Source organism: Jannaschia pohangensis, assembly GCF_900113875.1.
Lineage (GTDB): Bacteria > Pseudomonadota > Alphaproteobacteria > Rhodobacterales > Rhodobacteraceae > Jannaschia > Jannaschia pohangensis.
Map to the genome: position 1 here is coordinate 44,375 of NZ_FORA01000007.1, position 24,385 is coordinate 68,759.

Annotated in this window: 25 protein-coding genes; 9 read left to right on the forward strand and 16 right to left on the reverse strand. The window is 65.8% G+C overall.

Annotated elements, in window-relative coordinates; translation table 11 throughout:
- The 4 genes from BM002_RS17545 to BM002_RS17560 form a co-directional block, all read right to left on the reverse strand.
- Nucleotides 1-555: a hypothetical protein gene (locus BM002_RS17545; protein WP_139212412.1), complete on the reverse strand. Its 555-nt coding sequence runs from the start codon at nt 553-555 to the stop codon at nt 1-3.
- Nucleotides 556-583: 28 nt separating this feature from the next.
- Nucleotides 584-1,306, reverse strand: a complete 723-nt coding sequence (locus BM002_RS17550) for a hypothetical protein (protein WP_139212413.1) — start codon at nt 1,304-1,306, stop codon at nt 584-586.
- Nucleotides 1,307-1,464: 158 nt separating this feature from the next.
- The gene (locus BM002_RS17555; RefSeq protein ID WP_092784463.1) at nt 1,465-2,805 is read right to left on the reverse strand and encodes a DUF4123 domain-containing protein; all 1,341 of its coding nucleotides are present in this window, start codon (nt 2,803-2,805) and stop codon (nt 1,465-1,467) included.
- 48 nt (nt 2,806-2,853) lie between these two features.
- Nucleotides 2,854-3,186 (reverse strand): DUF2794 domain-containing protein, encoded by a 333-nt coding sequence (locus BM002_RS17560; protein ID WP_092784466.1) that lies wholly within the window; start codon nt 3,184-3,186, stop codon nt 2,854-2,856.
- A gap of 246 nt (nt 3,187-3,432) precedes the next feature.
- Here BM002_RS17560 and BM002_RS17565 point away from each other — a divergent pair, with 246 nt between their 5' ends.
- Complete coding sequence (locus tag BM002_RS17565; RefSeq protein ID WP_092784469.1) at nt 3,433-3,768, forward strand: hypothetical protein; 336 nt, start codon at nt 3,433-3,435, stop codon at nt 3,766-3,768.
- A 328-nt stretch (nt 3,769-4,096) separates the two neighbouring features.
- On the opposite strand, the gene BM002_RS17570 is transcribed toward BM002_RS17565, so the two are convergent.
- The gene (locus tag BM002_RS17570) at nt 4,097-4,966 is read right to left on the reverse strand and encodes a branched-chain amino acid aminotransferase (RefSeq protein WP_092784664.1); all 870 of its coding nucleotides are present in this window, start codon (nt 4,964-4,966) and stop codon (nt 4,097-4,099) included.
- Nucleotides 4,967-5,121: 155 nt separating this feature from the next.
- Between BM002_RS17570 and BM002_RS17575 the strand changes: the two genes are divergently transcribed.
- From BM002_RS17575 to dxs, 6 genes are read left to right on the forward strand one after another with little or no spacing between them, the layout of a single operon-like run.
- Entirely contained in the window at nt 5,122-5,604 is a 483-nt protein-coding gene (locus BM002_RS17575) for a MarR family winged helix-turn-helix transcriptional regulator (protein ID WP_175484954.1), read from the forward strand.
- A complete protein-coding gene (locus tag BM002_RS17580) occupies nt 5,601-6,311 on the forward strand; it encodes a response regulator (RefSeq protein WP_092784475.1) in 711 nt (236 codons plus the stop codon). The genes BM002_RS17575 and BM002_RS17580 overlap by 4 nt, the downstream gene beginning before the upstream one ends.
- Nucleotides 6,298-7,239 carry a histone deacetylase family protein gene (locus BM002_RS17585; protein ID WP_245749313.1) on the forward strand — a complete coding sequence of 314 codons (942 nt, stop codon included), beginning with the start codon at nt 6,298-6,300 and terminating at the stop codon, nt 7,237-7,239. Before BM002_RS17580 ends, BM002_RS17585 begins: the two co-directional genes overlap by 14 nt.
- Nucleotides 7,240-7,241: 2 nt before the next feature.
- Nucleotides 7,242-7,481 carry an exodeoxyribonuclease VII small subunit gene (locus tag BM002_RS17590; protein ID WP_092784478.1) on the forward strand — a complete coding sequence of 80 codons (240 nt, stop codon included), beginning with the start codon at nt 7,242-7,244 and terminating at the stop codon, nt 7,479-7,481.
- A 17-nt stretch (nt 7,482-7,498) separates the two neighbouring features.
- Nucleotides 7,499-8,359: a polyprenyl synthetase family protein gene (locus BM002_RS17595; RefSeq protein WP_092784481.1), complete on the forward strand. Its 861-nt coding sequence runs from the start codon at nt 7,499-7,501 to the stop codon at nt 8,357-8,359.
- A 7-nt stretch (nt 8,360-8,366) separates the two neighbouring features.
- Nucleotides 8,367-10,283 carry a 1-deoxy-D-xylulose-5-phosphate synthase gene (gene dxs / locus BM002_RS17600; protein WP_092784670.1) on the forward strand — a complete coding sequence of 639 codons (1,917 nt, stop codon included), beginning with the start codon at nt 8,367-8,369 and terminating at the stop codon, nt 10,281-10,283.
- 75 nt (nt 10,284-10,358) lie between these two features.
- Here dxs and BM002_RS17605 read toward each other — a convergent pair whose 3' ends face one another.
- From BM002_RS17605 to BM002_RS17615, 3 genes are all read right to left on the reverse strand, one after another.
- Nucleotides 10,359-10,601: a hypothetical protein gene (locus BM002_RS17605; RefSeq protein WP_092784484.1), complete on the reverse strand. Its 243-nt coding sequence runs from the start codon at nt 10,599-10,601 to the stop codon at nt 10,359-10,361.
- A 186-nt stretch (nt 10,602-10,787) separates the two neighbouring features.
- Complete coding sequence (locus tag BM002_RS17610; protein WP_175484955.1) at nt 10,788-11,462, reverse strand: YjbF family lipoprotein; 675 nt, start codon at nt 11,460-11,462, stop codon at nt 10,788-10,790.
- A 2-nt stretch (nt 11,463-11,464) separates the two neighbouring features.
- Nucleotides 11,465-13,600 carry a YjbH domain-containing protein gene (locus tag BM002_RS17615; RefSeq protein ID WP_092784490.1) on the reverse strand — a complete coding sequence of 712 codons (2,136 nt, stop codon included), beginning with the start codon at nt 13,598-13,600 and terminating at the stop codon, nt 11,465-11,467.
- 158 nt (nt 13,601-13,758) lie between these two features.
- Here BM002_RS17615 and BM002_RS17620 point away from each other — a divergent pair, with 158 nt between their 5' ends.
- Together BM002_RS17620 and BM002_RS17625 are read left to right on the forward strand one after the other, a co-directional pair.
- Nucleotides 13,759-14,565 (forward strand): NAD-dependent epimerase/dehydratase family protein, encoded by an 807-nt coding sequence (locus tag BM002_RS17620; RefSeq protein ID WP_092784493.1) that lies wholly within the window; start codon nt 13,759-13,761, stop codon nt 14,563-14,565.
- Nucleotides 14,544-15,203 (forward strand): sugar transferase, encoded by a 660-nt coding sequence (locus BM002_RS17625; RefSeq protein ID WP_342707409.1) that lies wholly within the window; start codon nt 14,544-14,546, stop codon nt 15,201-15,203. Before BM002_RS17620 ends, BM002_RS17625 begins: the two co-directional genes overlap by 22 nt.
- A 1-nt stretch (nt 15,204) precedes the next feature.
- Here the strand turns inward: BM002_RS17625 and BM002_RS17630 are convergent, their stop codons facing one another.
- The 8 genes from BM002_RS17630 to hslO form a co-directional block, all read right to left on the reverse strand.
- Nucleotides 15,205-15,975, reverse strand: a complete 771-nt coding sequence (locus BM002_RS17630; RefSeq protein WP_092784496.1) for an ion transporter — start codon at nt 15,973-15,975, stop codon at nt 15,205-15,207.
- Nucleotides 15,975-17,192 (reverse strand): class I SAM-dependent RNA methyltransferase, encoded by a 1,218-nt coding sequence (locus BM002_RS17635; RefSeq protein ID WP_092784499.1) that lies wholly within the window; start codon nt 17,190-17,192, stop codon nt 15,975-15,977. The genes BM002_RS17630 and BM002_RS17635 overlap by 1 nt, the downstream gene beginning before the upstream one ends.
- A gap of 72 nt (nt 17,193-17,264) precedes the next feature.
- A complete protein-coding gene (locus BM002_RS17640) occupies nt 17,265-19,121 on the reverse strand; it encodes an ABC transporter ATP-binding protein (protein WP_245749314.1) in 1,857 nt (618 codons plus the stop codon).
- Nucleotides 19,118-20,971, reverse strand: a complete 1,854-nt coding sequence (locus BM002_RS17645; protein ID WP_092784505.1) for an ABC transporter ATP-binding protein — start codon at nt 20,969-20,971, stop codon at nt 19,118-19,120. The genes BM002_RS17640 and BM002_RS17645 overlap by 4 nt, the downstream gene beginning before the upstream one ends.
- A gap of 36 nt (nt 20,972-21,007) precedes the next feature.
- Complete coding sequence (locus BM002_RS17650; protein ID WP_092784508.1) at nt 21,008-21,589, reverse strand: LysE family translocator; 582 nt, start codon at nt 21,587-21,589, stop codon at nt 21,008-21,010.
- Nucleotides 21,586-22,725 carry a CCA tRNA nucleotidyltransferase gene (locus BM002_RS17655; RefSeq protein ID WP_092784511.1) on the reverse strand — a complete coding sequence of 380 codons (1,140 nt, stop codon included), beginning with the start codon at nt 22,723-22,725 and terminating at the stop codon, nt 21,586-21,588. Before BM002_RS17655 ends, BM002_RS17650 begins: the two co-directional genes overlap by 4 nt.
- The gene (locus BM002_RS17660; protein ID WP_092784514.1) at nt 22,709-23,302 is read right to left on the reverse strand and encodes a CoA pyrophosphatase; all 594 of its coding nucleotides are present in this window, start codon (nt 23,300-23,302) and stop codon (nt 22,709-22,711) included. Before BM002_RS17660 ends, BM002_RS17655 begins: the two co-directional genes overlap by 17 nt.
- On the reverse strand, nt 23,292-24,302 hold the full coding sequence (hslO, locus tag BM002_RS17665) for an Hsp33 family molecular chaperone HslO (RefSeq protein WP_092784517.1): 1,011 nt from the start codon (nt 24,300-24,302) through the stop codon (nt 23,292-23,294). The genes BM002_RS17660 and hslO overlap by 11 nt, the downstream gene beginning before the upstream one ends.
- Nucleotides 24,303-24,385: the final 83 nt, after the last annotated feature.

Sequence of the window (24,385 nt, forward strand, 5' to 3'; positions counted from 1 at the left end):
CTATTCCGGGTCTGGCGGCAGCGGGAAATAGCGGGCCGTGAAGGTCGCCTGGAATTTCCGACGCAGGGCCATCATGCTCTCGGGGCCGCCCATCCGGATCACGAATTCGAGGTCGGCGACCAGGGTTCGACCTTCGATGTAGTCCACCGGCAGGGGCGGTTGCGCGAATGTCACCCCTTTGGCCATCCGACCGGACAACAGGCTATGCGTCATCCAGGTCGGCCCGAATTCCCGCATCTCGCCGGGGACGAGCGGGGCGGTCACGATCTCTCCGCCGGCGCTGCGCTGGCGGTTCCAATCGAGGATCTGCTCGGGGTATTCCGCATCCCAGAGAGCCTTGGGCGTCAGGACGCCGGAGGGGACGAAAGACACCTCTATCGTCTCGTCGGAGGTGTTCACCATCCGCACCAATGCCACGGCTGGCACGGAATCCCATGCGTTGAAGGCGGTCTGGAATATGCAACCTTCGGGCGAGGCCAGAAAATCCAGCCGGTACTTCGGCCATTCCACCGAATCAAAATGGCGCGGTGTCGTATCGCAATCTGGCGGAGTCATCGCGGCCTCGGGGTTGTGGATAAGTGGATCATGGCAAAACGATCTTTGCCGTCACGGGAGTGCCCTCTGTCGCGAATATCTTCTCCATTTCGATGGCGATCCAGAAGAAGCTCTCGCCGTAATATGCAAGCGATCCATCGCCCATCAACGATGATGGAACGTTCCAGAGGAACATGGCCGGATCGTGCGGCGTCGGTCCAAAATAGCTAAGAGAGATCGGAGTGTCCCCTTGGGTGGCAGTACCTATATAGGTGACTTCCATCGGGCCGGGCGTCGGGGGGCTGTAGGTCACGACACCACCCGCAGATGGTGGACTGCCGATACCGGGAAGCTCGGAATACTCGTCGGGTTGCCCGAAGAGGTGGTACACCTCGTGGAGCATCACTTCTTTCGGGTCACCGTCCCCATTCAAGAAGAACACCATTTCGTTGCCGTCCAACACGTAGGACCGGGTGTTCGTTCCGGGTGTATTCGGCGTGCCGTCGAACTTGATCACGGCATTTCCACCAGATGCGACGGGCTTTAGTTCAAAGAGGATCGAAAGGGTCTGGGTCTTGCAACCGGGTTGATTGAGCTCGACACGATACATACGCGCGCCCGCGTTCAGCTCGTTCACTGCCCAACTGACATAGTTCGCTCCGGCAGCGATGTTCGGGTCGGCACCGTTGATATATTCGTAGCTTACCGTCTTCGTGATCTTGACCCTGCCGCCGGTCTCGGTCCGGGTCACCTCCATCAGACCCTCGTTCATCATCGTCGGCCAGTGCGGGTATGTTGTGATGAAATAGTTTCCGAACCCGTTCGTTGAAAACGAGTCGAACACTTCGCATGCGCAACAAAGCCCCGTGCCGGAGGTTGTGCCCGTTGGTGGGCTCGCCGGAAGAGTGGAGGAAGGTCCGCCCATGGTCTCTAAATCAATCTTTGCAATCGTCGCAGGTAAAAATCGGCTGCTGTGTCCAGGTTAACGTCCGTTGCCGATGTCGCAAGACCCTTCTCGCGGATCGCGGGATAGAGTGGGTCGCCGTGGGGATGCGGGCCACAGGTCAGGCGCAGCAGATAGAAGAGGGCCCGGCCATGGATGTCGGCGTCGGGCAGTGCGGCGCGCGTTTCGGAGCGCGCGGCCTCGGGGCCCGCTCCCTTGGGCAGCAGCCCCTCCGCAATCGCGGTCAGCGCGCGCAGCTCCTCCGGCGCGGCACGGTTGAACCGGCCCCGAGGATTTCGGGCCGCCTGCGCAAGCCGCGTCAGGATCGCCGTCCGCTCCTCCTCTGACGGCATGAGGCGCGCGTATTCGCGGGGGAAATCAGCCGACATCTCGGGCATGCGCGCGGGCCGCACGGGGGACAGGGCCTCGGTGAAAGGCGCAAAGTCTGGTGCGAGGTGGAACCAGCCGCCCAGATAGGTCATGCGGTAGAGAAGATGGGCGTATTCCTCGAAGAAGGTGAAGCCGTAGCGTGCCCCTTGCAGCGCGACGTGTTCGGCCACCGCAAGCCGACGCGCGGGCCCAAAGGGGCGAAACCGCCCCGGGTCGAGGCGCAGAAGCCAGTCGGCCAGTTCCGACTTCATCCGTCCCTGTTGCGGCAGGGCCAGAATCGCGAGGTCCCGTTCGGTCAGCGTGAAGGGAAGCCCCCGGCTTCTTGCCCCGGACGGCACGACGACGCGGGCGCGCGCCTTGCCGGTTTCGACCGCGATGAGAGTCGGATCGCTCAGGAAGCGGGAGGCGAAAAGGCTGTCGATGCGTTCGGGCCAATCGGTCACGGCAGACAGGTATGCGGCGATCACGGCGGGATCCCAGAACCGGAACCAGACCATCTTGCCGTCGGTGTTCCGTACCTTGAGCAGCGCCCGCAGATGGTTCGCGATCTTGTCCAGCGGTGCATCGCTGCGCAGAAAAATTCCGGCGTCGGTGCCCCAGAAGCAGGTCATATGCGCCTCGCCCTTGGTGAATAGCGCCCGCAGCAGCGGCGTGTCGGGCTCCAGCTTGACCAGCCAGGGGGAGACGGCGGCCAAGATGTCACCTGAACCATCCTTCGCAAGGCAGACGTGGGGCAGATCCTGAGCCGCCAGGAGTTCGGGCAAGACCGGGATCGTGGCGGCGTCGAGGACGGCATAGGTGGCCTGTGGCCCGCCGAAAAGCGGCTCGGCCAGGGATGCGGGAACAAAGGGCGCATCCGCGTCGGGGCCAAGAGGGGCGAGATCCGGGATGTCGCGGATCGTCAGCCGGGCGCGCACCTTGTCAGCCTGGACATGCATGGTTGGTCTTTCTGGTGTGACCGGACGATTGTCCGCGATGGAAGGCAATCAATCGACGGCCCGGATCAGCTTGCGTTCCAGCACGCGCAGCACGGTTTTCAGATCGTGACCGCGCCGCAGGATACGACCGTCCATCCCGATCACGGCATACATGCCCTGCTTGACGGCCATCCTGGGGCGCTTTTCAATACGATACATCGGCTGTTCGGCTGTCCGTCGGAAGATCGAGAAAACCGCGACCTCCCGCAGGCCCGATATGCCGTAGTCGCGCCATTCGCCCGCCGCGACGAACCGCCCGTAAAGCGACAGGATCACCGAAAGCTCCGTACGGTGGAAGTTCACCGTCTGGGACAGGTCTGGGAACGGGGTCGGTGCATTCATTCCCAGAAGGTGGCGCGGGAAAGCTCCCAGATCAAGTCCGGATATGACATCCGCTCCGCTTCCATCACAAGGACGTTTATTGGGCGGTCTATTCCCAGACAGACTCGGAATCAGGAAATAGCCAATTGAAACGTGCCAATGTTTCTTTTGGCGAAATACCGGAAGAAACCATGAATTAGACACGCGCTGAATCAAATTCCGACATATCGGCGCTGGTTTAATAAAACTGTAAGCGAAGGAAAGATTATGAAGAATTTTTTTGCCACTGCGGCGTTTGCGACCGCGGTTCTTGCGGTACCCGCGTTTGCCGAAGGTCATACGCAAAGTTTCGCGATCATGCATTTCAACATGGGTCAGGATAGCCCGTCCGATCGCCGCATGGTTCCGACCGGCCTGACCCAGGTCGAGCTGACCCCCGGTTCCACGCTGTCCGACGTGTTCAACCACCTGAACATGGACGCCGACCGCGCAATGGATGTGACCGGAACGGGGGCCGGTGGCGTCACGATCCTGTTGAGTGACCCGACCATGGCAGCCGAGATTTTCCGTCGTCTGATGGCCAAGAGCCAGGAAAACGAATGAACGTCTGACCGCCGAATGGCATCTGATCGCCCGCGCGGGAAACCAAGCAGGCGTTTTCAATTGCCGATGCCTTGATGCGGCCATGAAAAGACCTTGCCCATTCCCCGCGCCTTCCCCGGATTCGCCGCGAGGGTCCATCAAACAAGTCGACAGGAGCTAACGCTCAGCCCCCGGTGGTGCCTTATTGCCCCCACCCAGTGCGCCGCCGGGGGCCTCCACGGACAAGCTCACTCTTGCGGCTTTTCCGTAGTGAGTATGACCCCGTTCATGCGTGAACGGGGTCGTTTTCATTTCAAGGCAGGCCCATCCGAACGGGCACGGGGTCCGCTCAGGCGCGGACCAGCTTTTCGTAGCTTTCGGAAATCTCGCGCGTGATGCTGCCGACTTCGAAATTGTAGTCGCCGATCTGTCCCACGGGGGTCACCTCGGCGGCGGTGCCGGTTAGCCAACATTGCTGGAAGCCTTCCAGTTCGTCGGGCATGATGTGGCGCTCGTGAACCTTGATCTGACGGTCGGCCAGCATGCCCTTGACCGTCTGCCGCGTGATCCCGTTCAGAAAGCAGTCCGGCAGGGGCGTATGCACTTCGCCGTCCTTGACGAAGAAGATGTTGGCGCCCGTCGCCTCGGCCACGTAGCCGCGATAGTCGAACATCATCGCGTCCGAGCATCCCTTGGCCTCGGCGGCGTGCTTGGACATGGTGCAGATCATATACAGACCGGCGGCCTTGGCGGTATGCGGCGCGGTTTCGGGGCTGGGGCGCTTCCACTTGGCGATGTCGAGCTTGGCGCCCTTCATCTTGGCGTCGCCGTAGTAATTGCCCCAGGCCCAGGTCGCCACGGCCATGCGCACCGGGTTGCGACGGCTGCTGACGCCCATATCCTCGCCCGCGCCGCGGAACGCCAGCACGCGCACGTAGGCATCTTCCAGCCCGTTGGCCTTCATCGTCTCGTATTTCGCGGCCTCGATCTCGTCGATGGTCCAGGGGATCTCCATGTCGAGTGCCCGGCCCGACGCGATCAGCCGCTCGGAGTGCTTGCGGCTCTCGAAGATCTTGCCGGAATAAGCGCGCTCCCCCTCGAAGACGGCGCTGGCGTAATGCATGGCATGGGTCAGAAGGTGGACATTCGCGTCCTTCCAGTCGACCAGCTTGCCATCCATCCAAATCTTGCCGTCGAGTTCCGCATAGGACCCTGCCATGACACTCTCCATCCCATTCGTTTCGTGAATGCGCCCGCTTCGGACATATTCTTGCGTAAAAACTGGCCGTGGCTAGCAATGCGACCTTTGAATGTCAACAAGACTGACTTAGTTTGGGCGTCAGCGACAGGACGGGAAAGACCATGGCACAAGGGATGAGCGACAATCTTCTGTTCCTGACGGACGAGCAGTTGCGCCGCGCGATCGAGGCGATGTTCTTTGCCTATCGCGGGTTTACCGCCGACCCGGACCGCATCCTGTCGGAGATGGACTATGGCCGCGCCCATCACCGGGCGATCCATTTCATTCACCGCAGCCCGGGGACGACGGTGAACAATCTTCTCGCGATCCTGGGGGTGACCAAGCAATCGCTCAACCGCGTGCTGCGCACCCTGGTCGAGGACGGCCTTGTCCAGAGCCGCGTAGGCACCCGTGACCGGCGGGAGCGTCATCTCTACCTGACGGATGCGGGCGAGGCGCTGGAGCGCAAGCTGTCGGATGCGCAGCGAACCCGGATGCGCGCCGCCTTTCGCGAAGCGGGCCCCGCAGCGGTCACTGGATTTCGCGAGGTTCTTGAACATATGATGGACCCCGAACTCAGGCGGTATTTCACTGCCGTGAAAGAAGGCGAGAGATGAACGACGACGGGGTTCCCGGCCATCAGGCGCATGTTCTGCTGGTCGACGACGATGAGCGCATTCGCGGCCTTCTCCAGAAATTCCTGATGCGAAACGGGTATCTGACGACGGCGGCCCGCGATGCCGACCATGCCCGGCGCCTTCTGGCGGGGCTGGATTTCGACATGGCGATCCTTGACGTGATGATGCCGGGCGACAACGGCTTCGTGCTCTGCGCCGAGATCCGGGAAAGCCGCAACATGCCGATCCTGATGCTGACCGCCAAGGGCGAGACGTCGGACCGGATCACCGGGCTTGAGGCGGGGGCGGACGACTACCTTCCCAAACCTTTCGAGCCGAAGGAGCTGCTGCTGCGCCTCAAGGCGATCCTGCGCCGTGCCCCGTCGGGCGGCGGTGCGATGCCCAAGACGCTGCACCTCGGGTTGATCCGCTATGATCTCGACCGGGGCGAATTGTGGCGCGGGTCCGAACAGATCCGCCTGACCGCCACGGAAACCGTCCTGATGCGCACATTGGCCGCGACCCCGCACGAGGCGGTGACCCGGGGCGATCTGGTGGAGAAACTGGGCCGCGACGGCGAGGCCTCGGGCGAGCGGGCGGTCGACGTGCAGATCACGCGGCTGCGCCGCAAGCTGGAACTCGACCCGAAACAACCCCGCTATCTGCAGACCGTGCGCGGCGAAGGATACATGCTTGCCCCCGATTGAAGCCGCCAGCCGCACCGCCCTGTTTACCCACGATTGCGCGTTGAAGCACGTCACGCCGCCGGGCCACCCCGAACAGGTGAACCGCCTGAAGTCGATCCTCCGCGCCTTGGCAGACACGCCGCTGGACCGACGGCCCGCCGAGGCGGCGACGGATGCGCAGATCACCCTGTGTCACCCGCAATCCTACATCGACATGCTGGTCGAGCGTGAGCCCGAGGAAGACACGATCCCGCTGGATGCCGACACGTGGATGTCCCCCGGAACGTTGCGCGCCGCGCGCCATGCCGTCGGCGCGGCCATCGGGGCCGTCGATGCGGTGATGGACGGCTCGGTCGCCAATGCCTTCGTCGCCATGCGCCCGCCCGGCCACCACGCGGAAACCGCCAAGCCCATGGGGTTCTGCCTTTTCGGGACGGTGGCCATCGCCGCCAGGCACGCGATGGAGCATCACGGCCTGTCGCGGGTCGCCGTCTTCGATTTCGACGTCCACCACGGCAATGGCACCCAGGACCTGCTCTGGAACGAGCCGCGCGCGTTCTTCGTGTCGTCCCATCAATCGCCGCTCTGGCCCGGCACCGGCGACACCTCCGAAAGGGGGGCGCATGACAACATCCTCAACGTGCCCCTGCCGCCCGACAGCGATGGCAAGACGTTTCGCGCCGCGATCCGGCCCGCGCTGGACCGCGTGGATGCCTTCGCGCCTGAACTGATCCTGGTGTCTGCGGGGTTCGACGCGCACCGCGACGATCCTCTGGCACAGCTCAATTGGGTCGAGGATGATTTCGCCTGGATCACCGGCGAACTCTGCGACCTTGCGGCGCGTCACGCGGGTGGGCGGCTGGTGTCCTGCCTGGAAGGCGGCTATGACCTCGACGCGCTGGCGACATCGGTCCTGGCGCATGTGAACGTGTTGCGAAAGGCGGGCTGACGATGGCGGATGACACCAAGGACATGAGCTTCGAACAGGCCCTTCAGGAGTTGGAGCGGGTGGTGAACCAGCTCGATTCCGGCGACGTGCCGCTGGAAGACTCGATCAAGCTCTATGAACGCGGCGCGCTGCTGAAGGCCCGTTGCGAAGCCAAGCTGAAAGAGGCGGAAGAGAAGGTCGAACAGATCACGCTCAACGCCGACGGCAAGCCGACCGGCGCCCGTCCGGCCGAGAGGATGTGACGCTGGCCCTTCCGCTCATGACCGCGCTGGCGACGGCGCAATCCGACATTCAGACCACCCTCGACACCCTTCTGTCACCCTTCGACGGGCCGGTGGCCGAGGCGATGCGCTATGCGGTGTCGGGCGGCAAACGCCTGCGCGGGTTTCTGGTGCTCGAAACGGCGGCGCTGTTCGATGTGCCCCGCGGCCGGGCACTGCGGGTCGCGGCGGCAATCGAGGCGATCCACGCCTATTCCCTTATCCATGACGACCTGCCCTGCATGGACGACGACGACCTGCGCCGGGGCCAGCCGACGGTTCACCGCAAATGGGACGAGGCGACGGCGGTTCTGGCCGGGGACGCGCTCCAGACCTTTGCCTTCGAAGTGCTGGCCGATCCGGCCACCGACTCCGACCCGGGGTTGCGCGCAGACCTCGTCCTGACGCTCGCACAGGCATCGGGGGCGGCGGGCATGGTCCGGGGTCAGGCGCTCGACATCGCGGCCGAGACGGCGCAGACGCCGCTGACCCTGGGGCAGATCACCGAATTGCAGCGCCAGAAGACCGGGCGCCTGCTGGAGTGGCCCTGTCGTGCCGGCGCCATCCTGGGCCGCGCCGATCCCGCGCCTCTGCTGGCCTATGCCGCCGAACTGGGGCTGGCGTTCCAGATCGCCGATGACCTGCTCGACGTGACGGGGGACGCGGAAACCGTGGGCAAGGCCGTGGGCAAGGATGCCGATGCCGGCAAGGCCACCTTCGTGTCCATCCTGGGCGTCGATGCCGCGCGGGCCCGTGCAGAAGATCTTGTGAAATCTGCACAAGGCGCCATTTTGCCCTATGGCCACCGGGCTGCTACTCTGGCTCAAATCGCGGAATATGTCGTGACGCGCGACAAGTGAGGCCTTGCTGATGACTGCCCCGAAGACGCCCCTTCTCGACCGGATCGCCGGACCGCCCGACCTCAAGGCCCTGACCGACCGGGAGTTGCGGCAGCTGGCGGATGAGTTGCGGTCCGAAACGATCCACGCGGTCAGCCGGACCGGCGGGCATCTGGGCGCGGGTCTTGGCGTGGTGGAACTTACCGTCGCGCTTCATGCGGTGTTCGACACGCCGCGCGACCGGCTGATCTGGGACGTGTCGCATCAGTGCTACCCCCACAAGATCCTGACCGGTCGCCGCCGCCGGATGGACAGCCTGCGCCAGAAGGACGGGTTGTCCGGCTTCACCAAGCGGACCGAGTCGCCCTATGACCCCTTCGGCGCGGCGCATTCCTCCACCTCGATCAGCGCCGCGCTCGGCTTTGCCATGGGGCGCGAATTGGGGGCGCCGGGTAACGGCGACGCGATTGCCGTGATCGGGGATGGCGCGCTGTCGGGCGGAATGGCCTATGAGGCGCTCAACCATGCGGGGCACCTTGGCAAGCGCCTGATCGTGATCCTGAACGACAACGAGATGTCGATCGCCCCGCCCGTGGGCGCCATGTCCAGCTATCTGAGCCGTCTTTACGCGCAGGGCCCGTTCCAGGAACTGAAGGCCGTCGCCAAGGGCGCGGTCAGCTTCCTGCCGCCGCCGTTTCAGGAGGGGGCCAAGCGCGCCAAGGAAATGCTCAAGGGCATGGCCGTGGGCGGCACCCTCTTCGAGGAATTGGGGTTCAGCTATATCGGCCCGCTTGACGGGCACGACATGGACGGTCTTCTGGGCGTGTTGCGGGCGGTGAAATCGCGGGCGACCGGGCCGATCCTGATCCATGCGATCACCAAGAAGGGCAAGGGTTTCCGCCATGCCGAAAGCAAGGCCGACGGCGGCCATGCGACGGCGAAATTCGACGTCGTCACCGGCGAGCAGGCCAAGGCCCCGTCCAACGCGCCGTCCTATACCAAGGTCTTTGCCGAAAGCCTGCTTCAGGAGGCCGAGGCCGATGACCGCATCGTGGCCGTGACCGCCGCCATGCCCGATGGCACCGGCCTGAACCTCTTTGCCGAACGCTTCCCTGCGCGATGCTTCGACGTCGGGATTGCCGAACAACATGGCGTGACGTTCTGCGCGGGCCTTGCCGCGTCGGGGATGAAGCCGTTCTGCACGATCTATTCGACCTTCCTGCAGCGCGGCTACGATCAGATCGTCCACGACGTCGCCCTGCAGGGTCTGCCGGTGCGCTTTGCCATCGACCGGGCCGGGCTGGTCGGGGCCGACGGGCCGACCCATGCCGGCAGCTTCGACATCGCCTATCTGTCCAACCTGCCGGGCTTTGTCGTGATGGCCGCCGCCGACGAGGCGGAGCTTCGGCATATGGTCGCCACGGCCGCCGCCCATGACGAGGGTCCGATCGCGTTCCGCTTTCCGCGCGGCGAAGGCGTCGGCGTCGAGATGCCCGAGCGCGGCGTTCCGCTGGAAATCGGCAAGGGCCGGATGATCCACGAGGGGGAGCGCGTGGCGATCCTGTCCTTCGGTGCCCGGCTGGCCGAGATCGAGGTGGCGCGCGAACGGCTGATGGCCCGGGGGATCACCCCGACGGTGGCCGATGCGCGGTTCGCCAAGCCCCTGGACCGGGACATGATCCTGACCCTGGCCGCAAACCACGAGGCCCTGATCACCATCGAAGAAGGCGCCGTGGGCGGTTTCGGCAGTCACGTCGCACAGCTTCTGTCAGACGAAGGCGTGTTCGACAGCGGGTTGCGGTTCCGGTCGATGGTCCTGCCGGACAGCTTCATCGATCAGGCGGGACCAAGCCAGATGTATGCCGACGCGGGCCTGAACGCCGAAGACATAGAACGCCGGGTTCTGGATGTTCTGAACGTGAAGGTTCTTGAGCGTCGCGCCTGAGTTCGATCATGGCGGAAACGAAAAAGGGCAGGCCCAAGGCCTGCCCTTTTGTAATTCTGACGCGAGGTCCGACCCTTAGAAGGTGCCGCCGGGCAGAGCGACGAGCGTCGTTCCGGTCGCCGAGGAACCGTCGGCGACAACTGCGAACAACACGCCGGCGATGACGATCACCGCGCCGACGGTCAGAGCGGACGAACCGGCCAGGATCGCGCTTTGCGACGACTTGTCGGTCACGACGCGAACGGCTTCGTCAGCGGAAGCAGCGAGGGGAGCAACGGCCAGAGTGGCAGCAGCGGCGAGGGCGAAAAATTTGGTCATTGGATGACTCCAGCTATCCGAGTTCATTTTTGTAGATATTTCACTAATCTGCCGCAATCAAGCCGTTCTGGGCATCAGGGTAAACAAAGCTGACTTTTGCCGCAGCTTCCCGCCTAGTCGCTGAAAACGATGTCGTTTCCGCAACGGTCGTGTGCTGCGACCGGGTCGATCCGGCCCGCGAGCCCGCTATTCCGTCAGTCGGATGATCTCGAAATCGCCGACCTCGGGGCTGATTCGTTCGATGCTCTTGCGGACGGTGCCGTTCGATTCCACCCAGTATCTATTGACGAAATCGCCGCCGGTGGCGCGGCAGTCTTCCTCGAATACCCGCGTCGCGTGGCGTTTGCCGTAGATGTCCAACGTCTCATTGCCGATCAGACGGACGTCACAAAGGTAATCACGCGTCTCAATCAAGCCTTCGCCCGTCAGATAGCGATTCACCCGTTGCACATCGCTGCCCCCGCCAGCCGCGAAAGCCGCGACCAGCGGCGCGATATCGGCGGTCATCAAGTCGAAGCCATACCCCCGTGTGCCCACCAACACGCCGTCGCGCCGGAGCAACCCGCGATCATCCCCGGCGGCCCATTGCACCGTGCCCCGGTTGGAGGCGACGGGAATGACGGTAAACCCCGAATCGGCGGTCTTCTGGATCACCAGAAGCGCCGAGACGGGCGACGCTGCGATCAGTTGCGGCGACAAGACCTGACGGGCATCGGGGACCGGTTGACCCGGTCGGACGACACCCAGAAGCGATCCCCCGGCGATCACCAGGGGGGACTTCACCGGATTGTTGCCGCAAGCGGTCAGGCCAAGGGTCAGGCCCAGGGCGATCAGGAGCGGGCGGGCAAGGCGCGTCATCATCGTCATCTCCAGACCGTCCCCCAATCGTCCGTCAGGTCCGGCGCGGATTGATCCCGCACTAGCGGGTAAAGGCGATTGCGCAGGTTGAGGCGGGCGCCACCGTCCCGCAAGATGGGCTGGACCAGAACATTGCCCGAGGTCTGCGTCGGCTGTCCGGTGAACCAGCTGAAGGGCACCCGCAACCGAATCCCCTTGTCGAAGCTGCCCTCGCCGAATTCTGCCGCGCTGACGTTCGTCTTCGTTGCATAGGCGCTGACCCGCCAGCCATTGGCGAACTCGCGGGCAAGTTCATAGGTCAAGCCCCGGTCACCGGCCAGATACTGACCCACGTCGACCTGACTGTGGAAGCCGTTGCCGTGGTTGTAATATGCGCTGACGAAGGCAGTCGTCGCCTCCAGGTCCTGAAAGCCGAGCTGCATGTCGAAATCGCGCTGGCGGACCTTGCTGACCTCCACCCCAAGCGCCAGCCGGGAGCCGGAGGGCTTCCACAGCAACTCGCCCGAGACACCACCGAACTGCGGCTCCAGCAGGCCGGCCGAGACGCGACCATAAAGGTTGGGGCCGGGCCGGAACATGTAGGTGCCGGTCAGATAGGGGATGAAGGGCTTGTCGGTGCGCGCGAACAGGTTCGATTCCGAGCGCACGCGCGGCAGCACCGAGTCCGACGGCCGGGTCGAACCGTCCCGGTTGCCGACGATCCGTTGGCGCAACGCCCCCTCGAACATCAGGCCCGCGACGGGTTGATAGCTGGCCGACAACTCGGCCCCGAGGTCGAGGCGGAGGGGATTGTCGGGATCAAACGTGCTGACCGCGACATAGGGGCCAAGCGCCCATTGGAAGCGCGGATAGGCGTCGGGCTGCACGACCAGACCGGCGCGGTCCAGGCGGGCGGCATCGACAAGGCCCGCGACGGCCAGCAATTCGTCGGCGCCGTTCGGGCTGTTTTCCAGCGCCTCGATGTCGCTGCGGCGCAGGACCACGGCATCGCCCGCCAGTCCGGCCTCGTTCAGCGGCACGAAGACCAGCGTCTCGACCGAAGCCGGAAGCACGGCGGTGGCGGCGCGGGCGGCGCGCCCGATGGCCTGGGGCTGTGCGCCATAGATCGGATTGCGGAAATGGATTTCGGCCCGGCTACCCTCGATCTTGCTGGCGACCAACGGCAGGCCCGCATCGGCCATCACGGTGCCAAGCCCCGCGCGCAGGATCACCGGCGCACTGGGGTTCTGGGTCCAGGCGGCATCCCAGGCCGCCGGATCGTCCTGGGGCGCGGGGCGCAGGGTCACCGGCGGTGCGGCCGGACCGATGCCGCTGCCCACGGGCGACCGCTTGGGATTGAGCGAGAATTGAAGCGTCACACCGACTTCGGAGCCATGCAGGACATATCCCGACAGGCTGGTCCCCGGTCGCAGACGATAGTCGAAGCCGAAGTTGAGCGGCGTTTTCGCGTCGAAGATGCCGCGCGCCTCTTCCTCGACATAGGCGTCCGACGAATATTCCGCCGTCAGGGTCAGCCGGTCGTTCCAGCGGTATTGAACCCCGCCGAACAGGGCGGCGTCGCCGCGGAAGATCTGGCTGGTCTGGAACTGTCCGCCGGTGCCGATGGTCAGGGGCGGGCGTGTCTCGAACTTGTCGCTGACGATGCCGAGCGGGTTGGTGAACCCGCCGCGCGTGCCAAGCCGACCCCACCCAAGGCCACCTGTCACGGTCCAGCGGTCGCCGAAAGACTTGGTCGCGACGACGTATTCGGAGGCATAGAGACTGGTGCCGCCGATGTCCTGAATGCCGACGGTCACGGCGGGGCGGCGCGCGGTTTCGGTCAAGAGCTGATAGCGAAGATCGAAGCTGCGGTCATACGTGCGCACGAAATTCGGCCCGATGGGCAGGAAATCGGGAACGGTCGCATAGCGGAACACGGCCTGAAGCCGCGGGGTCAGCTGAAACGCGATCTGGGTCCGACCGGAGCCGTTGGACAGCAGGGTCAGGCTGGTCGTGAGTTCCGCATCAGGCTGCATCTGGGCCGTCGGCAAGTCGATGAGACCGGGCACGCCATAGCTGTTGATGGCGCGAATGTCTTGCGCGGCGGCGGGCAGGGCCAGCGCGGCAAACGCGATTGCAACGGCTTTGGACAGGGTCGTCATGGCATTTGACCTTTGGCTTGCGGCCCGCTCTTCATGCCCGCCGGTGGTCTGTTCGGAAAGGCGCGCCTTCCGTTTCGGCGACTTCCGGCCACCGGGTGTCTTGATTCTGCAACGACTTCGCGTCAGGCCCCAAGGGACGCTGAAATCTCGGAGCGGTCATGTCCGACGCTGCCCCACCCCCCGACGGATTGGCCGTCACCGGATCGACCGGACGCATCGGGCGCATGTTGCGGACCGTCTGGGCGGGGGCGGACGTGGCCTGGCTTCGTCGCGGCGATCCGCTCGAGACCGGGCTCCGTGGCCGGTCCTGTGTCGTCGGGCTGGCCGGGGTGACCCGGGGCGACGCGCGCGCGCTCGCCGCCAACACGAGCACCGCTTGCCAGACCCTGCGCGCGGCAGAGGCCGCCAAGGTCAAGCGGGTCATCCTGTTCTCTTCGGCCGCTGTCTATGGTCGCGCATCCGGGCCATTGGTTGAGACGGCCGCGCCCACGCCCGTCGCACCCTACGGGACGGCGAAGGCCGAAATGGAAGAGAACGTGGCCCGGTGGTGCGCCGCACATCCGAACGGGCCCGAAGTCACGATTCTGCGTCTGGGCAATGTCGCGGGGGCCGATGCGCTGTTGTCGAGCCTCGACAAGACTCCGCCCGGCCTCGACATTTTTCCGGACGGGCGAAGCCCCAGGCGCAGTTACATCGGCCCCCGGACGCTGGCGGAGGTGCTGGTGCGTCTGGCGATCCATCCGGGGCCCTTGCCAGAGATCCTGAACGTCGCGGCGCCGGGCACCGTGGAAATGGCGGCCCTGTTGCGCGCCGCCGCCCTGTCCTGGACGCCCATGCGCGCGCCCCCGGCCGCGATCCCCGAGGTGGAACTGGACACCCGGCTGCTGCAATCGCTCCTTCCCCTTCCGCCCGACGCCTCCGACCCGGCGCGGATCGTGGCCGAATGGCGCGAGGTCTGCCGATGACCCCGGGCAAGCGGCTGTTCGACATCCTGTTCTCGCTCTACCTGATGGTCTTCCTGGCCCCGGTCTTTGCGGTCGTGACCTGGAAGGTCTGGCGCCAACAGGGCGGGCCGATCTTCTATGGCTCCGAGCGGATGAAATCGCCGACCGAAGCGTTCACGCTCTGGAAATACCGCACGATGGCCGACGATCCGTCCGACACGGGCGTGACCGGCGGCGACAAGGCATCCCGGATCACCCCGCTCGGCGCGGCCCTGCGTCGGCGCAGGCTCGATGAACTGCCGCAACTGTGGAACATCCTGAAAGGCGACGTCAGCTTCGTCGGGCCGCGCCCGCCCCTGCGCCGCTATGTCGAGATGTTCCCGGACCTCTATGGCGAAGTTCTGAAATCCCGGCCCGGGGTCACCGGCCTGGCCAGTCTGATCTATTCGCCCCACGAGGAACGCATCCTGTCGGCCTGCAATACCGCCGCCGAGACCGAGGCCGAGTACATCCGCGTCTGCGTGCCGCGAAAGGCCGCGCTCGACCTTCTGTATCAGCGCAACCGGACGTTCTGGATGGATGTGAAGCTCATCTCCTGGACGACGGCCAAGTTTCTGCCCCGGGCGATCCGCCCCAAGCGCAAGGGCAAATGGGTCTGACCTAGGGGCCGCGTTCCCGGATGGTTTTCTCGATTGCCTCCAGACGGGCCAGAACCTCGTCGCGGTAGGCATCCGTGGCGGCGTTCGACTCCTCTGCATGGGCGTCCTGCATCGAATTCACGATCAGACCAACGAGCAGGTTCACCACGGCAAAGGTGGTGACCATGATGAAGGGCACGAAGAACACCCAGGCGTAGGGGAAAACCTCCATGACCGGGCGCACGATGCCCATGGACCAGGATTCGAGCGTCATGATCTGGAACAGGGTATAGCCCGATTTTCCGAGGTCCCCGAACCACTCCGGGAAGGACGCGCCAAAGAGCTTGGTCGCGATCACGGCGGCGATGTAGAAGATGATCCCCATCAGCAGGAACACGCTGCCCATGCCGGGAAGCGCCGTCACGAAGCCCTCGACCACCCGGCGCAGGCGCGGAAAGACCGACACGATCCTGAGGACCCGCAGGATGCGCAGGGCCCGCAAGACGCTGAGCGGACCCGCCGTGGGGACAAGCGCGATGCCGACGATGACGAAGTCGAAGATGTTCCAGCCCTGCGTCCAGAAACGCCTGCCCTGGGCGACGATCTTGGCCAGCAGTTCGACCACGAAGATGCCGAGACAGATCCGGTCGATGACGGTCAGAAGCCCGGCATATCGGTCCATCACCGGCGGCACCGTTTCGAGCCCCAGGGTCACGGCATTCACCAGAATGACGGCGACTATGAAGTTTCGGACAAAGGGACGTTCAAGAAAATCGTTCAGGGCGGCGCGCATCAGGATCTCTCGAAGAGGGTGACAAGCTCGATATGGGGGGACCAGCGGAATTGATCCACGACCGTCACGGGGCCCATGCGGAATCCCGCCGCGATCAGGGTGGCGGCGTCGCGGGCGAAGGTGCCGGGGTTGCAGCTGACGAAGGCGATCCGGCGGATCCTGGACAGGATCAATTGCGCCACCTGCGACTCGGCCCCCGCGCGCGGCGGGTCGATGACGGCGGCGTCGAACCGGGCCAGTTCGTCGGGCAGAAGCGGGTTGCGGAACAGGTCGCGCACCTCGGATGTGATCGCCTTGAGGCCTGTCGCATGGCGCGCCCCGTCCGACAGCGCCTGGGTCAGCGCGCGGTCGCCTTCGACGGCATGTATCGGCATCGTTCGGGCCAGCGGAAAGGTGAAGGTGCCGCAGCCCGCGAACAGGTCGACCGCCCGCGTGGCCCCCGCCAGAAGGTCGGTGACCCGGGCCGACAGGGCGGCCTCGCCCTCGGCGGTCGCTTGCAGAAAGGCGCCGGGCGGCGGCGTGACGGGCGCGCCGCCCAGCCGCAGCACCGGCGGCGTCTGCTGCAAGGCCGGCTCCCCGTTCCAGGTGATCCGCGCAAAAGCCGCGGCCAGCGGGGCCAGCGCGACCATCGCGTCCCGGTCGAGCGGTTTGGCGTCCGACAGGCTCAGGTCCAGCCCGCTGTCCGTCAGGGTGACGGTCAGCGTGACCTCTCCGCCCCGATTGGCGGCGATGCGGGTCACCTGCTCCAGCACCGGAAGGGCCGATAGGATGGCCGGGTCCAGAACTTTGCAGTCCGGAATCTCTACGACGTCGGTCGAGGCGCGGACGTGAAAGCCGACCTGCGCGCCCTTCTTGGTGCGGCGTCCCGACAGGGCGGCGCGGCGGCGGGTGTTGGGAGGCGATGTCGCGATCCCGGCGATGGTGGCCGTGATACCGGCGCGGGCCAATGCGTCGCGCGTCACATCCTGCTTCCACTGCGCCACGAAGGCGTCGGAGGCATGTTGCAATGCGCATCCCCCGCAGCGCCGGAAATGCGGACACGGCGGGGCCACCCGGTCGGTGGACGGCGTGACAATCTTCGGGTCGGGCACCCGGTCGCCCAGGACATCGCCGGTCACGACTTCGCCCGGCAGGGTCCGGGGGACGAACAGCGGGCCGGCATCGCCCGTCGCGATGCCGTCGCCGTGGTGGCCGAGACGGGTGATGGTATGTGTCATGGGATGCGCCGTAGCACCGGCGCGCGGCTTTCGCCATATCGGGAACGGAGCCGTGGCGGGCCCTGGCGGATTTCACTCTGCCGCGACGTCTTCCACCCCGATGAATCCGCCCGACTGACGATCCCAATAGCGGGCATAAATGCCCCTGGCCGCCAGCAGTTCGGCGTGGGTGCCGTCTTCGACGATCCGCCCGTCTTCCAGCACGACGATCCTGTCCATGCGCGCGATGGTCGACAGGCGGTGCGCAATGGCGAGGACGGTCTTGCCGTCCATCACGCGGTCGAGCGCGGTCTGAATCGCCGCCTCCACTTCGGAATCGAGGGCACTCGTTGCCTCGTCCAGCACCAGGATGGGCGCGTCCTTGATGATGGCGCGGGCCAGGGCGATGCGCTGGCGCTGACCACCCGAAAGCTTCACGCCCCGCTCGCCCAGGAAGGCGTCGTATCCGGTGTTGCCCTTGTGGTCGCGCAGGGTGGTGATGAAGTCATGCGCCTCGGCCCGGCGGGCGGCGTCGATGACCTGTTCTTCGGTGGCATCGGGGCGACCATAGAGAATGTTGTCGCGGGCCGTGCGGTTGAACATCGCGGTTTCCTGCGTGACCATGCCGATCTGGTGGCGCAGGCTGTCCTGCGTCACGTCGCGCAGGTCGTGGCCGTCGATGGTGATCCGCCCCTTTTCCGGATCGTAGAGCCGTAGGAGCAGGGCCACGAGGGTGGACTTGCCCGCCCCCGATGCGCCCACGACCCCGAGCTTTTCCCCCGGCCGAAGCCGCAGCGTGAGGTCGCGCAGGCCGCCGCCGCCGCCCTGTCGACCATAGGTAAAGGTCACGTCGTCGAGCGCGATGGCCCCCTGAACCGGCGGCAGGTCTTTCGCGGTATCGGCATCGGTCAGGGTCCAGCGCGGAGTCAGGGTGCGCATCCCGTCCTCGATCTCGCCCAGGTTGGCGTACATGCCCATCAGCGTGAAACTGACCCAGCCGGTCATCTGGCTCAGCCGGAAGGAAATCGCCCCGGCGGCGGCGATATCCCCCGCCGTGGCCGACCCGGCGCGCCACAGCAGCAGGGTGCCGCCGATCATCAGGATAGGCAGCAGGCCCGCGCAGAACATCAGGGCAAAACGAAAGGCCGTCGAGATGCGGCCAAAGGCCAGCGCCTCGGTCCGCAGCTTGGCCATGGAGTCGAGGGCGGCGCGATCCTCATGATCGGCATGCCCGAACAGCTTGACGGTCTTGATGTTGGTGACAGTGTCGACCACCTGACCCGTGACCGTCGCGCGGGCGGCGGCGCGCACCTTGGAGCGGGCCCGGATGCGCGGCATGAAGAACCGGAAAAGCCACAGATACCCGACCAGCCAGACCGCCAAGGCCAGCGCGATGCGCCAGTCGATCGTCAGCATCAGCAGGGCCGACCCGATCAGCGACGCCAGCGAAAAGGCAACCACGTTGATGAATTCGCCGGTGACATCGGTGACGGCGCGGGCGGTCTGCATCTGCTTGGCGGCGATGCGCCCGGCAAAGTCGTTGTCGAAAAAGCTGACCGCCTGTCCCAGGGTCCAGCGGTGCAGGCGCGACTGGACCAGCGGATAGACGTTCGGGGCCACGGTGATGCCGTTGAAGGCCGCCGATGCGCCGAACACGAGTGGCCGCGCGATCAGATAGAACGCCAGAAACCCCGCCAGTAGCAGGCCATTGCGCACCAGGTATCCGCCCGACGGGTCGGCGGCGCTGTCGATGACCGCGCCAAGGAAGAAGGCCGTCGCGATCTCGGTCGTCCCGGCCAGCGCCGAGACGGCGAAGGCCACCAGAAGCGGCGGCCACCCCCCCTTGAGGCACCAGCCGAAAAAGGCGGCCAGCGTCGTTGGCGGCGGCGCATCCGCCGGGGCGAACGGCGGGATCAACCGGCCGAAATAGTCGGACATGGCTCGGATCATTCGGCGGCCCCCTGAAGCGCGTCGGCGTCGATGAACCCGCCCGACTGGCGCCCCCAGAACGACGCATAGAGCCCGCCCTGTGCAAGAAGGTCGTCGTGGGTTCCGTCTTCGATGATGCGACCATCGTCGATGACCAGAATGCGGTCCATGGCCGCGATGGTCGACAGGCGGTGCGCGATGGCGATGACGGTCTTGCCCTCCATCATGCCATAGAGCGTGTCCTGAATTGCGGCCTCCACCTCGGAGTCGAGCGCGCTGGTCGCTTCGTCCAGCACCAGGATGGGCGCGTCCTTCAGGATGACGCGGGCCAGTGCCACGCGCTGCCTCTGGCCGCCAGACAGCTTGACGCCCCGCTCGCCAACTTGCGCCGCATAGCCCTGCCGTCCTTCCGGGTCGGCAAGATCCAGGATGAAATCATGGGCCTGCGCCTTGTTCGCCGCCGCCGCGAGGTCGGCATCGGACGCATCGGCCCGCCCATAGCGGATGTTGTCGGCAACCGAACGGTGCAAGAGGCTGCTGTCCTGCTGCACCATCCCGATGGCATGGCGCAGGCTGTCCTGGGTGATGCGGGTGATGTCCTGCCCGTCGATCAGGATGCGGCCCTGTTCGGGGTCGTAGAAGCGGAGCAGCAGCTTGACCAGCGTGGACTTGCCCGCCCCCGACCGTCCGATCAGGCCGACCTTTTCGCCCGGCGCGATGGACAGTGACAGGTTCGTCACCCCGCCCTTGCCGCCGCCGTAATGGTGGGTCACCGCGTCGAAGGTAATGGCCCCGCGCTCCAGTTGGAGGGGCTTTGCGTCGGGGCGGTCGCGCAGCGTGATGGGTTGGGCGATCGTCTCCATCCCTTCCTCGACCACGCCGAGGGAGCGGAAGAAGGACGTCAGCGCCCACATGATCCAACCCGTCATCGCGTTGAGCCGCAGGACAAGGGCCGTCGCCGCCGCCACCACCCCGACCGAGGCCGCGCCATTGACCCAGAGGGCGATGGCCCACCCGACGACGCCGACGATCAGCAAGCCGTTCAGGACAACCAGGGCCACATCCATGATCGTGAAGATCCGCATCTCCCGCTGAAACGTCGCGCGGGTCTGTTCGATGGCGTCGCGGGCGTATTCCAGCTCCCGCCCCTCGTGGGCAAAAAGCTTGACCGAATGGATGTTGCTATAGGCATCGACGACGCGGCCCGTGGTCATCGACCGCGCGTCGCTGCTGGCCTTGGAGGCGGGCCCGACGCGGGCAATCGTCCAGCGCACCAGTAGGCCATAGAGCACAAGCCAGCCCAGAAGCGGCAGGACAAGACGCGGGTCGGCCCCCCAGAGCAGGATCGCCGCCCCGACCAGATAGGCGATGGCGAAGGCGATGGCATCGAAGACCTGAAACACGGCTTCGCCCGCGGCGGGGGGCGCCTGCATGATGCGGTTGGCGATGCGCCCGGCGAAGTCGTTCTCGAACCAGCCGACCGACTGGCGTAACACGTGGTTGTGGGCCCTCCACCGCATGTGCGTGCCGAAATTGGGCAGGATCGCGTTGTTCAGCAGCAGCGTGTTGAGCGATTGCAACCCGGGCCGCAGCACCAGGATGAAGAGCGCGACCAACGTCAGCTCGACCCCATTCTCGGCCAGGAACGCGCCCGGTTCGGACGTGGACAAAAGGTCGACGAGGCGACCCATGTAGGACAGCAGCCAGATTTCGACCACGGCGACGATCACCGCCGTCACCCCGGCCCAGACGAAGGCACGTTTGAAGGGGCGCGAATAGTCGCGCAGGAACGGCCAGAGCCGGGCGGGTGGGACATCGGCCTCTGCGGTGTGCGCATAGGGATCGACGAGGGTCTCGAAGAAACGGAACATGATCGGGGCTTTCGACTGTCCCCGATATATAGACCCTCAGGCGAGGAAGACCATAAGACCCGAGCCCGCCAAGGCGATCGCCATGACCGTGGTGAAGATCCGCCAGGCCAGCGGCGTGGTCAGCAGATAGGCCAGAAGTGTGCCCGCAAAGGTCCAGAACAAGCAGACAAACAGGTTGACGCCGCTGAAGGCGCTGCCGATCCGCAGGGCCTCCAGATGCGCGGGCAGGTCCGACGCATAGCCTGACGACGCGGCCAGGGCGATGATCCAGACCTTGGGATTGACCCACTGGAACAGCACCGCCTCGAGGAAGGTGAAGGGCCGGTCCTTGCCCTCGGCCCGCGCGCCCCGGGAGCGCAGGAGTTTCCACGCCATCCAAAGAATCCAGGTCACCGCGAGGATCTGCAACGTCAGTTTGAGCGCCGGAACCGCCAGCAGGAGCGCGCCGATCCCAAGCGCGGTCAGCCCACTTGTCACGCCGACGCCCGTCGCCACGCCCAGAACATGCGGCAGGGTCGCGCGAAATCCGAAGCGCGCGCCAGACGCCGTCAGCAGGATGACATTCGGCCCGGGCGTGAACAGACCCGCGAAGACGAAGAGGTAAAGCGGATCGATCACCTGTGCGCCTCGGCGATCAGGGTCGCGTGGTCGACCTGTCCCTTGCGACTGCGCCACAGGGCGCGGGCGCGGGCCAGCCCCTGACCCAGGGCCGGGCCGGTCAGGTCGGGCATAAGGTCGCCTGCCGTCAGCGGGAAATCCGCCGCTGCACCCTCTGCGGCCTCGGTCAGGGCGCGGGGGTCGGGCGGCGCACCCATCAGGGCCGCGCGCACCAGCAGGGCGTCGCGGGCGGCTTCGGCCCCCAGGGCATCGCCCAGATCGAAGGGCGCGGTGCCGTCGCGGGCGGCGGTCGCGATGTCGTGCAACGCCCGGTCCTCGGCCCGCGACAGGCGCAGGTCCGACGCGTCGCCGCCCAGAACCGCAAGCCGGGCGATCCAGCCGGCGCCGCCGAAATGGACGAGCGGCGCCAAGGCGCTCGCATCCGCCCCGGGCATGAGTCGGCTCAGGATGCCGCTCTGCGCCATCGCCGCCACACAGGGCGCGGGGTCGGGGGCCGACAGCAGCTTGCGCAGCTCGCTGCCCACGCGTTCCCGGCTGATCCGGTCCAACCCGTCCTGCAACTCGGCGCAGGCGGCCAGCCCTTCGGCATCGAGGCCGAGCGTCGGGTCGCCATACCAGGCGGTGAAGCGGAAGAAGCGCAGGATGCGCAGATAGTCTTCGGTGATGCGCGCGGCGGGGTCGCGGATGAACCGCACGTGCCGCGCAGCAAGGTCCGGCAGGCCGCCCAGGGGGTCGATCACCGTGCCATCCGCCTGCGCATAAAGCGCGTTCATCGTAAAATCGCGGCGGCCCGCGTCTTCGGCCACGTCATCCGAAAAGGCGACGGTCGCATGGCGACCATCCGTTTCCACGTCGCGCCGGAACGTCGTGATCTCGTGCGGGATGCCGCCCGAGACCACGGTGACGGTGCCGTGGTCGAGCCCCGTGGGAATGGTGCGCAGGTCCGCCGCCAGGGCCAGCTCCATGACCCGGTCGGGCGTCGCATCGGTGGCGATGTCGATATCCGCGACCGACGCGCCCAGGGCGGCATTGCGCACGCAGCCGCCGACGGCCAGCGCCCGAAACCCCGCCTCTTCCAGCAGGGCAAAGACGGCCTGCGTCGCCGCTGCCGTCAGCCAGTCACCCGTGATCCGCATAGATCCGATCCGCCAACCCCCGAAGTATCCGGGCGGTCGCCCCCCAGATGTAATAGGGACCATAGGGCACGGCATAGAACCTGCGCCACTCCCCCCGCCACCTGCGCCGTTCGATGACGAAGTTTTCGGGGGTCAGCACATGGGCCAGGGGCACCGTGAAGATCTCCTCGACCTCGCCGGGTTCGGGAACGGGGTCGAAGGCACGCACGAGGGCCAGCACGGGCGTCACGGTGAAGCCCGTGACGGTTTCGTGCGGCGGCAGGGCGCCGAGAAGCGTGGCGTGACCAAGCGGCAGGCCGACTTCCTCGTTCGCTTCGCGCAAGGCTGCGTCCACAGGCGTTTCACCTGCTTCCTGCTTGCCACCAGGAAAGGCGATCTGCCCCGGATGGTGCCGCAAACGGGAGGATCGCTTGGTCAGAAGCAGGCGCAAGCCCCGATCCGTCTCGACGAAGGGGACCAGGACACCGGCCGGACGCAGCACCCGGCCTTCGGGCAGAACGACCGAGCCGTTCAGATCGAAGTCCGACGAGCACGTGCCGGGCCGGGAGACCGCCGCCCGCAGAACGTCAGGCGTCATCGGAGTCCTTCGTCGCCTCGAACCCCAGGGTGGCCGGGTCGAAGTCATAATGCGCGCCGCAGAATTGGCAGTCCGCCGTCACGCGCCCCGCATCGGTGGTCATGTGGCCGATGTCCTTGGCTGAATAGATCGACAGCGATTGACGGACCTTGTCGGCCGAACAACTGCACCCGAAGCGGATCGGCTGGCTTTCGAAGACGCGCGGACCCTCTTCGTGGAAAAGCCGCAGCAGAAGGTCGGTCGGCGCCAGCGTCGGGCCGATCAGCTCCAGTTCGTCCGTCGTGTCCAGAAGGATGTTGGCGCGGTTCCAGTTCTCGCCCGCGTCCTCGTCCAGGATATCCGCCGCCGTCAGCAACCCGCCTTCGCCCGACCCGCCGTCGCCGGTGGCATGGGGGCTGGCCTTGGGCATATGTTGCAGCATGACACCCCCGGCGCGCCAGTGCTGCCCCTCGCCCGGAAGGACGGAACGGCCATAGGCCAGCGCAAAACGCGTGGGGATCTGTTCGGACTGGGCGAAATAGGTCTCGGCACAGGACGCAAGGCTGCCACCCGCAAGCGGGGTGATGCCCTGATAGGGGGCCATGTCCGGGCCCTGATCGATCAGGATCGCGAAATAGCCGCTGCCCACCAGGTCGAAGGGATGCGCCTCGGCCGCCTCGATCAGGTCCATGCGCTCGCGGTCGAAGCTGGCATAGGCGCGGATGCGGGCGGGTTGTCCGTCGTCGGTCGGCCCATAGTAATCGGTCGCGATCAGGCGGGCCGGGCCATTCCCCCGCACCTGCAGGGACAATTTCCAGCGCAGCTTGATCGTCTGGCCGATCAGCGCCGTCAGCAGCGACATTTCAGCCACCAGGGCTTCGATTGCGGGGGGATAGTCATGTTGCGCCAGCACGTTCTCCAACACCCCGTCCAGACGGGCGACGCGCCCGCGGATGTCGGATGAATCGAGCTGAAACGGCAATACGGTGTCGTCCCAGAGATGGGTCGTGGCGTCGATCATGGCGGGATCCTTCGATTGGCTGGCCCGAGCGATGCGATCCGGGTTTCCCGGCGCGCGCGGGGCTGGCATTACCGCAGCCATAT

What these genes read in the sequence shown, in the direction of transcription:
- BM002_RS17560 (WP_092784466.1), bottom strand. Translation starts at nt 3,186, where the DNA reads ATGAATGCACCGACCCCGTTCCCAGACCTGTCCCAGACGGTGAACTTC.
- BM002_RS17620 (WP_092784493.1), top strand. Translation starts at nt 13,759, where the DNA reads ATGTCCGACGCTGCCCCACCCCCCGACGGATTGGCCGTCACCGGATCG.
- BM002_RS17570 (WP_092784664.1), bottom strand. Translation starts at nt 4,966, where the DNA reads ATGGCAGGGTCCTATGCGGAACTCGACGGCAAGATTTGGATGGATGGC.
- BM002_RS17610 (WP_175484955.1), bottom strand. Translation starts at nt 11,462, where the DNA reads ATGATGACGCGCCTTGCCCGCCCGCTCCTGATCGCCCTGGGCCTGACC.
- BM002_RS17565 (WP_092784469.1), top strand. Translation starts at nt 3,433, where the DNA reads ATGAAGAATTTTTTTGCCACTGCGGCGTTTGCGACCGCGGTTCTTGCG.
- BM002_RS17635 (WP_092784499.1), bottom strand. Translation starts at nt 17,192, where the DNA reads ATGACACATACCATCACCCGTCTCGGCCACCACGGCGACGGCATCGCG.
- BM002_RS17575 (WP_175484954.1), top strand. Translation starts at nt 5,122, where the DNA reads ATGAGCGACAATCTTCTGTTCCTGACGGACGAGCAGTTGCGCCGCGCG.
- BM002_RS17550 (WP_139212413.1), bottom strand. Translation starts at nt 1,306, where the DNA reads ATGAACGAGGGTCTGATGGAGGTGACCCGGACCGAGACCGGCGGCAGG.
- BM002_RS17625 (WP_342707409.1), top strand. Translation starts at nt 14,544, where the DNA reads ATGGCGCGAGGTCTGCCGATGACCCCGGGCAAGCGGCTGTTCGACATC.
- BM002_RS17655 (WP_092784511.1), bottom strand. Translation starts at nt 22,725, where the DNA reads ATGCGGATCACGGGTGACTGGCTGACGGCAGCGGCGACGCAGGCCGTC.
- BM002_RS17630 (WP_092784496.1), bottom strand. Translation starts at nt 15,975, where the DNA reads ATGCGCGCCGCCCTGAACGATTTTCTTGAACGTCCCTTTGTCCGAAAC.
- BM002_RS17555 (WP_092784463.1), bottom strand. Translation starts at nt 2,805, where the DNA reads ATGCATGTCCAGGCTGACAAGGTGCGCGCCCGGCTGACGATCCGCGAC.
- BM002_RS17605 (WP_092784484.1), bottom strand. Translation starts at nt 10,601, where the DNA reads ATGACCAAATTTTTCGCCCTCGCCGCTGCTGCCACTCTGGCCGTTGCT.
- BM002_RS17590 (WP_092784478.1), top strand. Translation starts at nt 7,242, where the DNA reads ATGGCGGATGACACCAAGGACATGAGCTTCGAACAGGCCCTTCAGGAG.
- BM002_RS17640 (WP_245749314.1), bottom strand. Translation starts at nt 19,121, where the DNA reads ATGATCCGAGCCATGTCCGACTATTTCGGCCGGTTGATCCCGCCGTTC.
- BM002_RS17595 (WP_092784481.1), top strand. Translation starts at nt 7,499, where the DNA reads ATGACCGCGCTGGCGACGGCGCAATCCGACATTCAGACCACCCTCGAC.
- BM002_RS17645 (WP_092784505.1), bottom strand. Translation starts at nt 20,971, where the DNA reads ATGTTCCGTTTCTTCGAGACCCTCGTCGATCCCTATGCGCACACCGCA.
- BM002_RS17580 (WP_092784475.1), top strand. Translation starts at nt 5,601, where the DNA reads ATGAACGACGACGGGGTTCCCGGCCATCAGGCGCATGTTCTGCTGGTC.
- BM002_RS17545 (WP_139212412.1), bottom strand. Translation starts at nt 555, where the DNA reads ATGACTCCGCCAGATTGCGATACGACACCGCGCCATTTTGATTCGGTG.
- hslO (WP_092784517.1), bottom strand. Translation starts at nt 24,302, where the DNA reads ATGATCGACGCCACGACCCATCTCTGGGACGACACCGTATTGCCGTTT.
- BM002_RS17660 (WP_092784514.1), bottom strand. Translation starts at nt 23,302, where the DNA reads ATGACGCCTGACGTTCTGCGGGCGGCGGTCTCCCGGCCCGGCACGTGC.
- BM002_RS17615 (WP_092784490.1), bottom strand. Translation starts at nt 13,600, where the DNA reads ATGACGACCCTGTCCAAAGCCGTTGCAATCGCGTTTGCCGCGCTGGCC.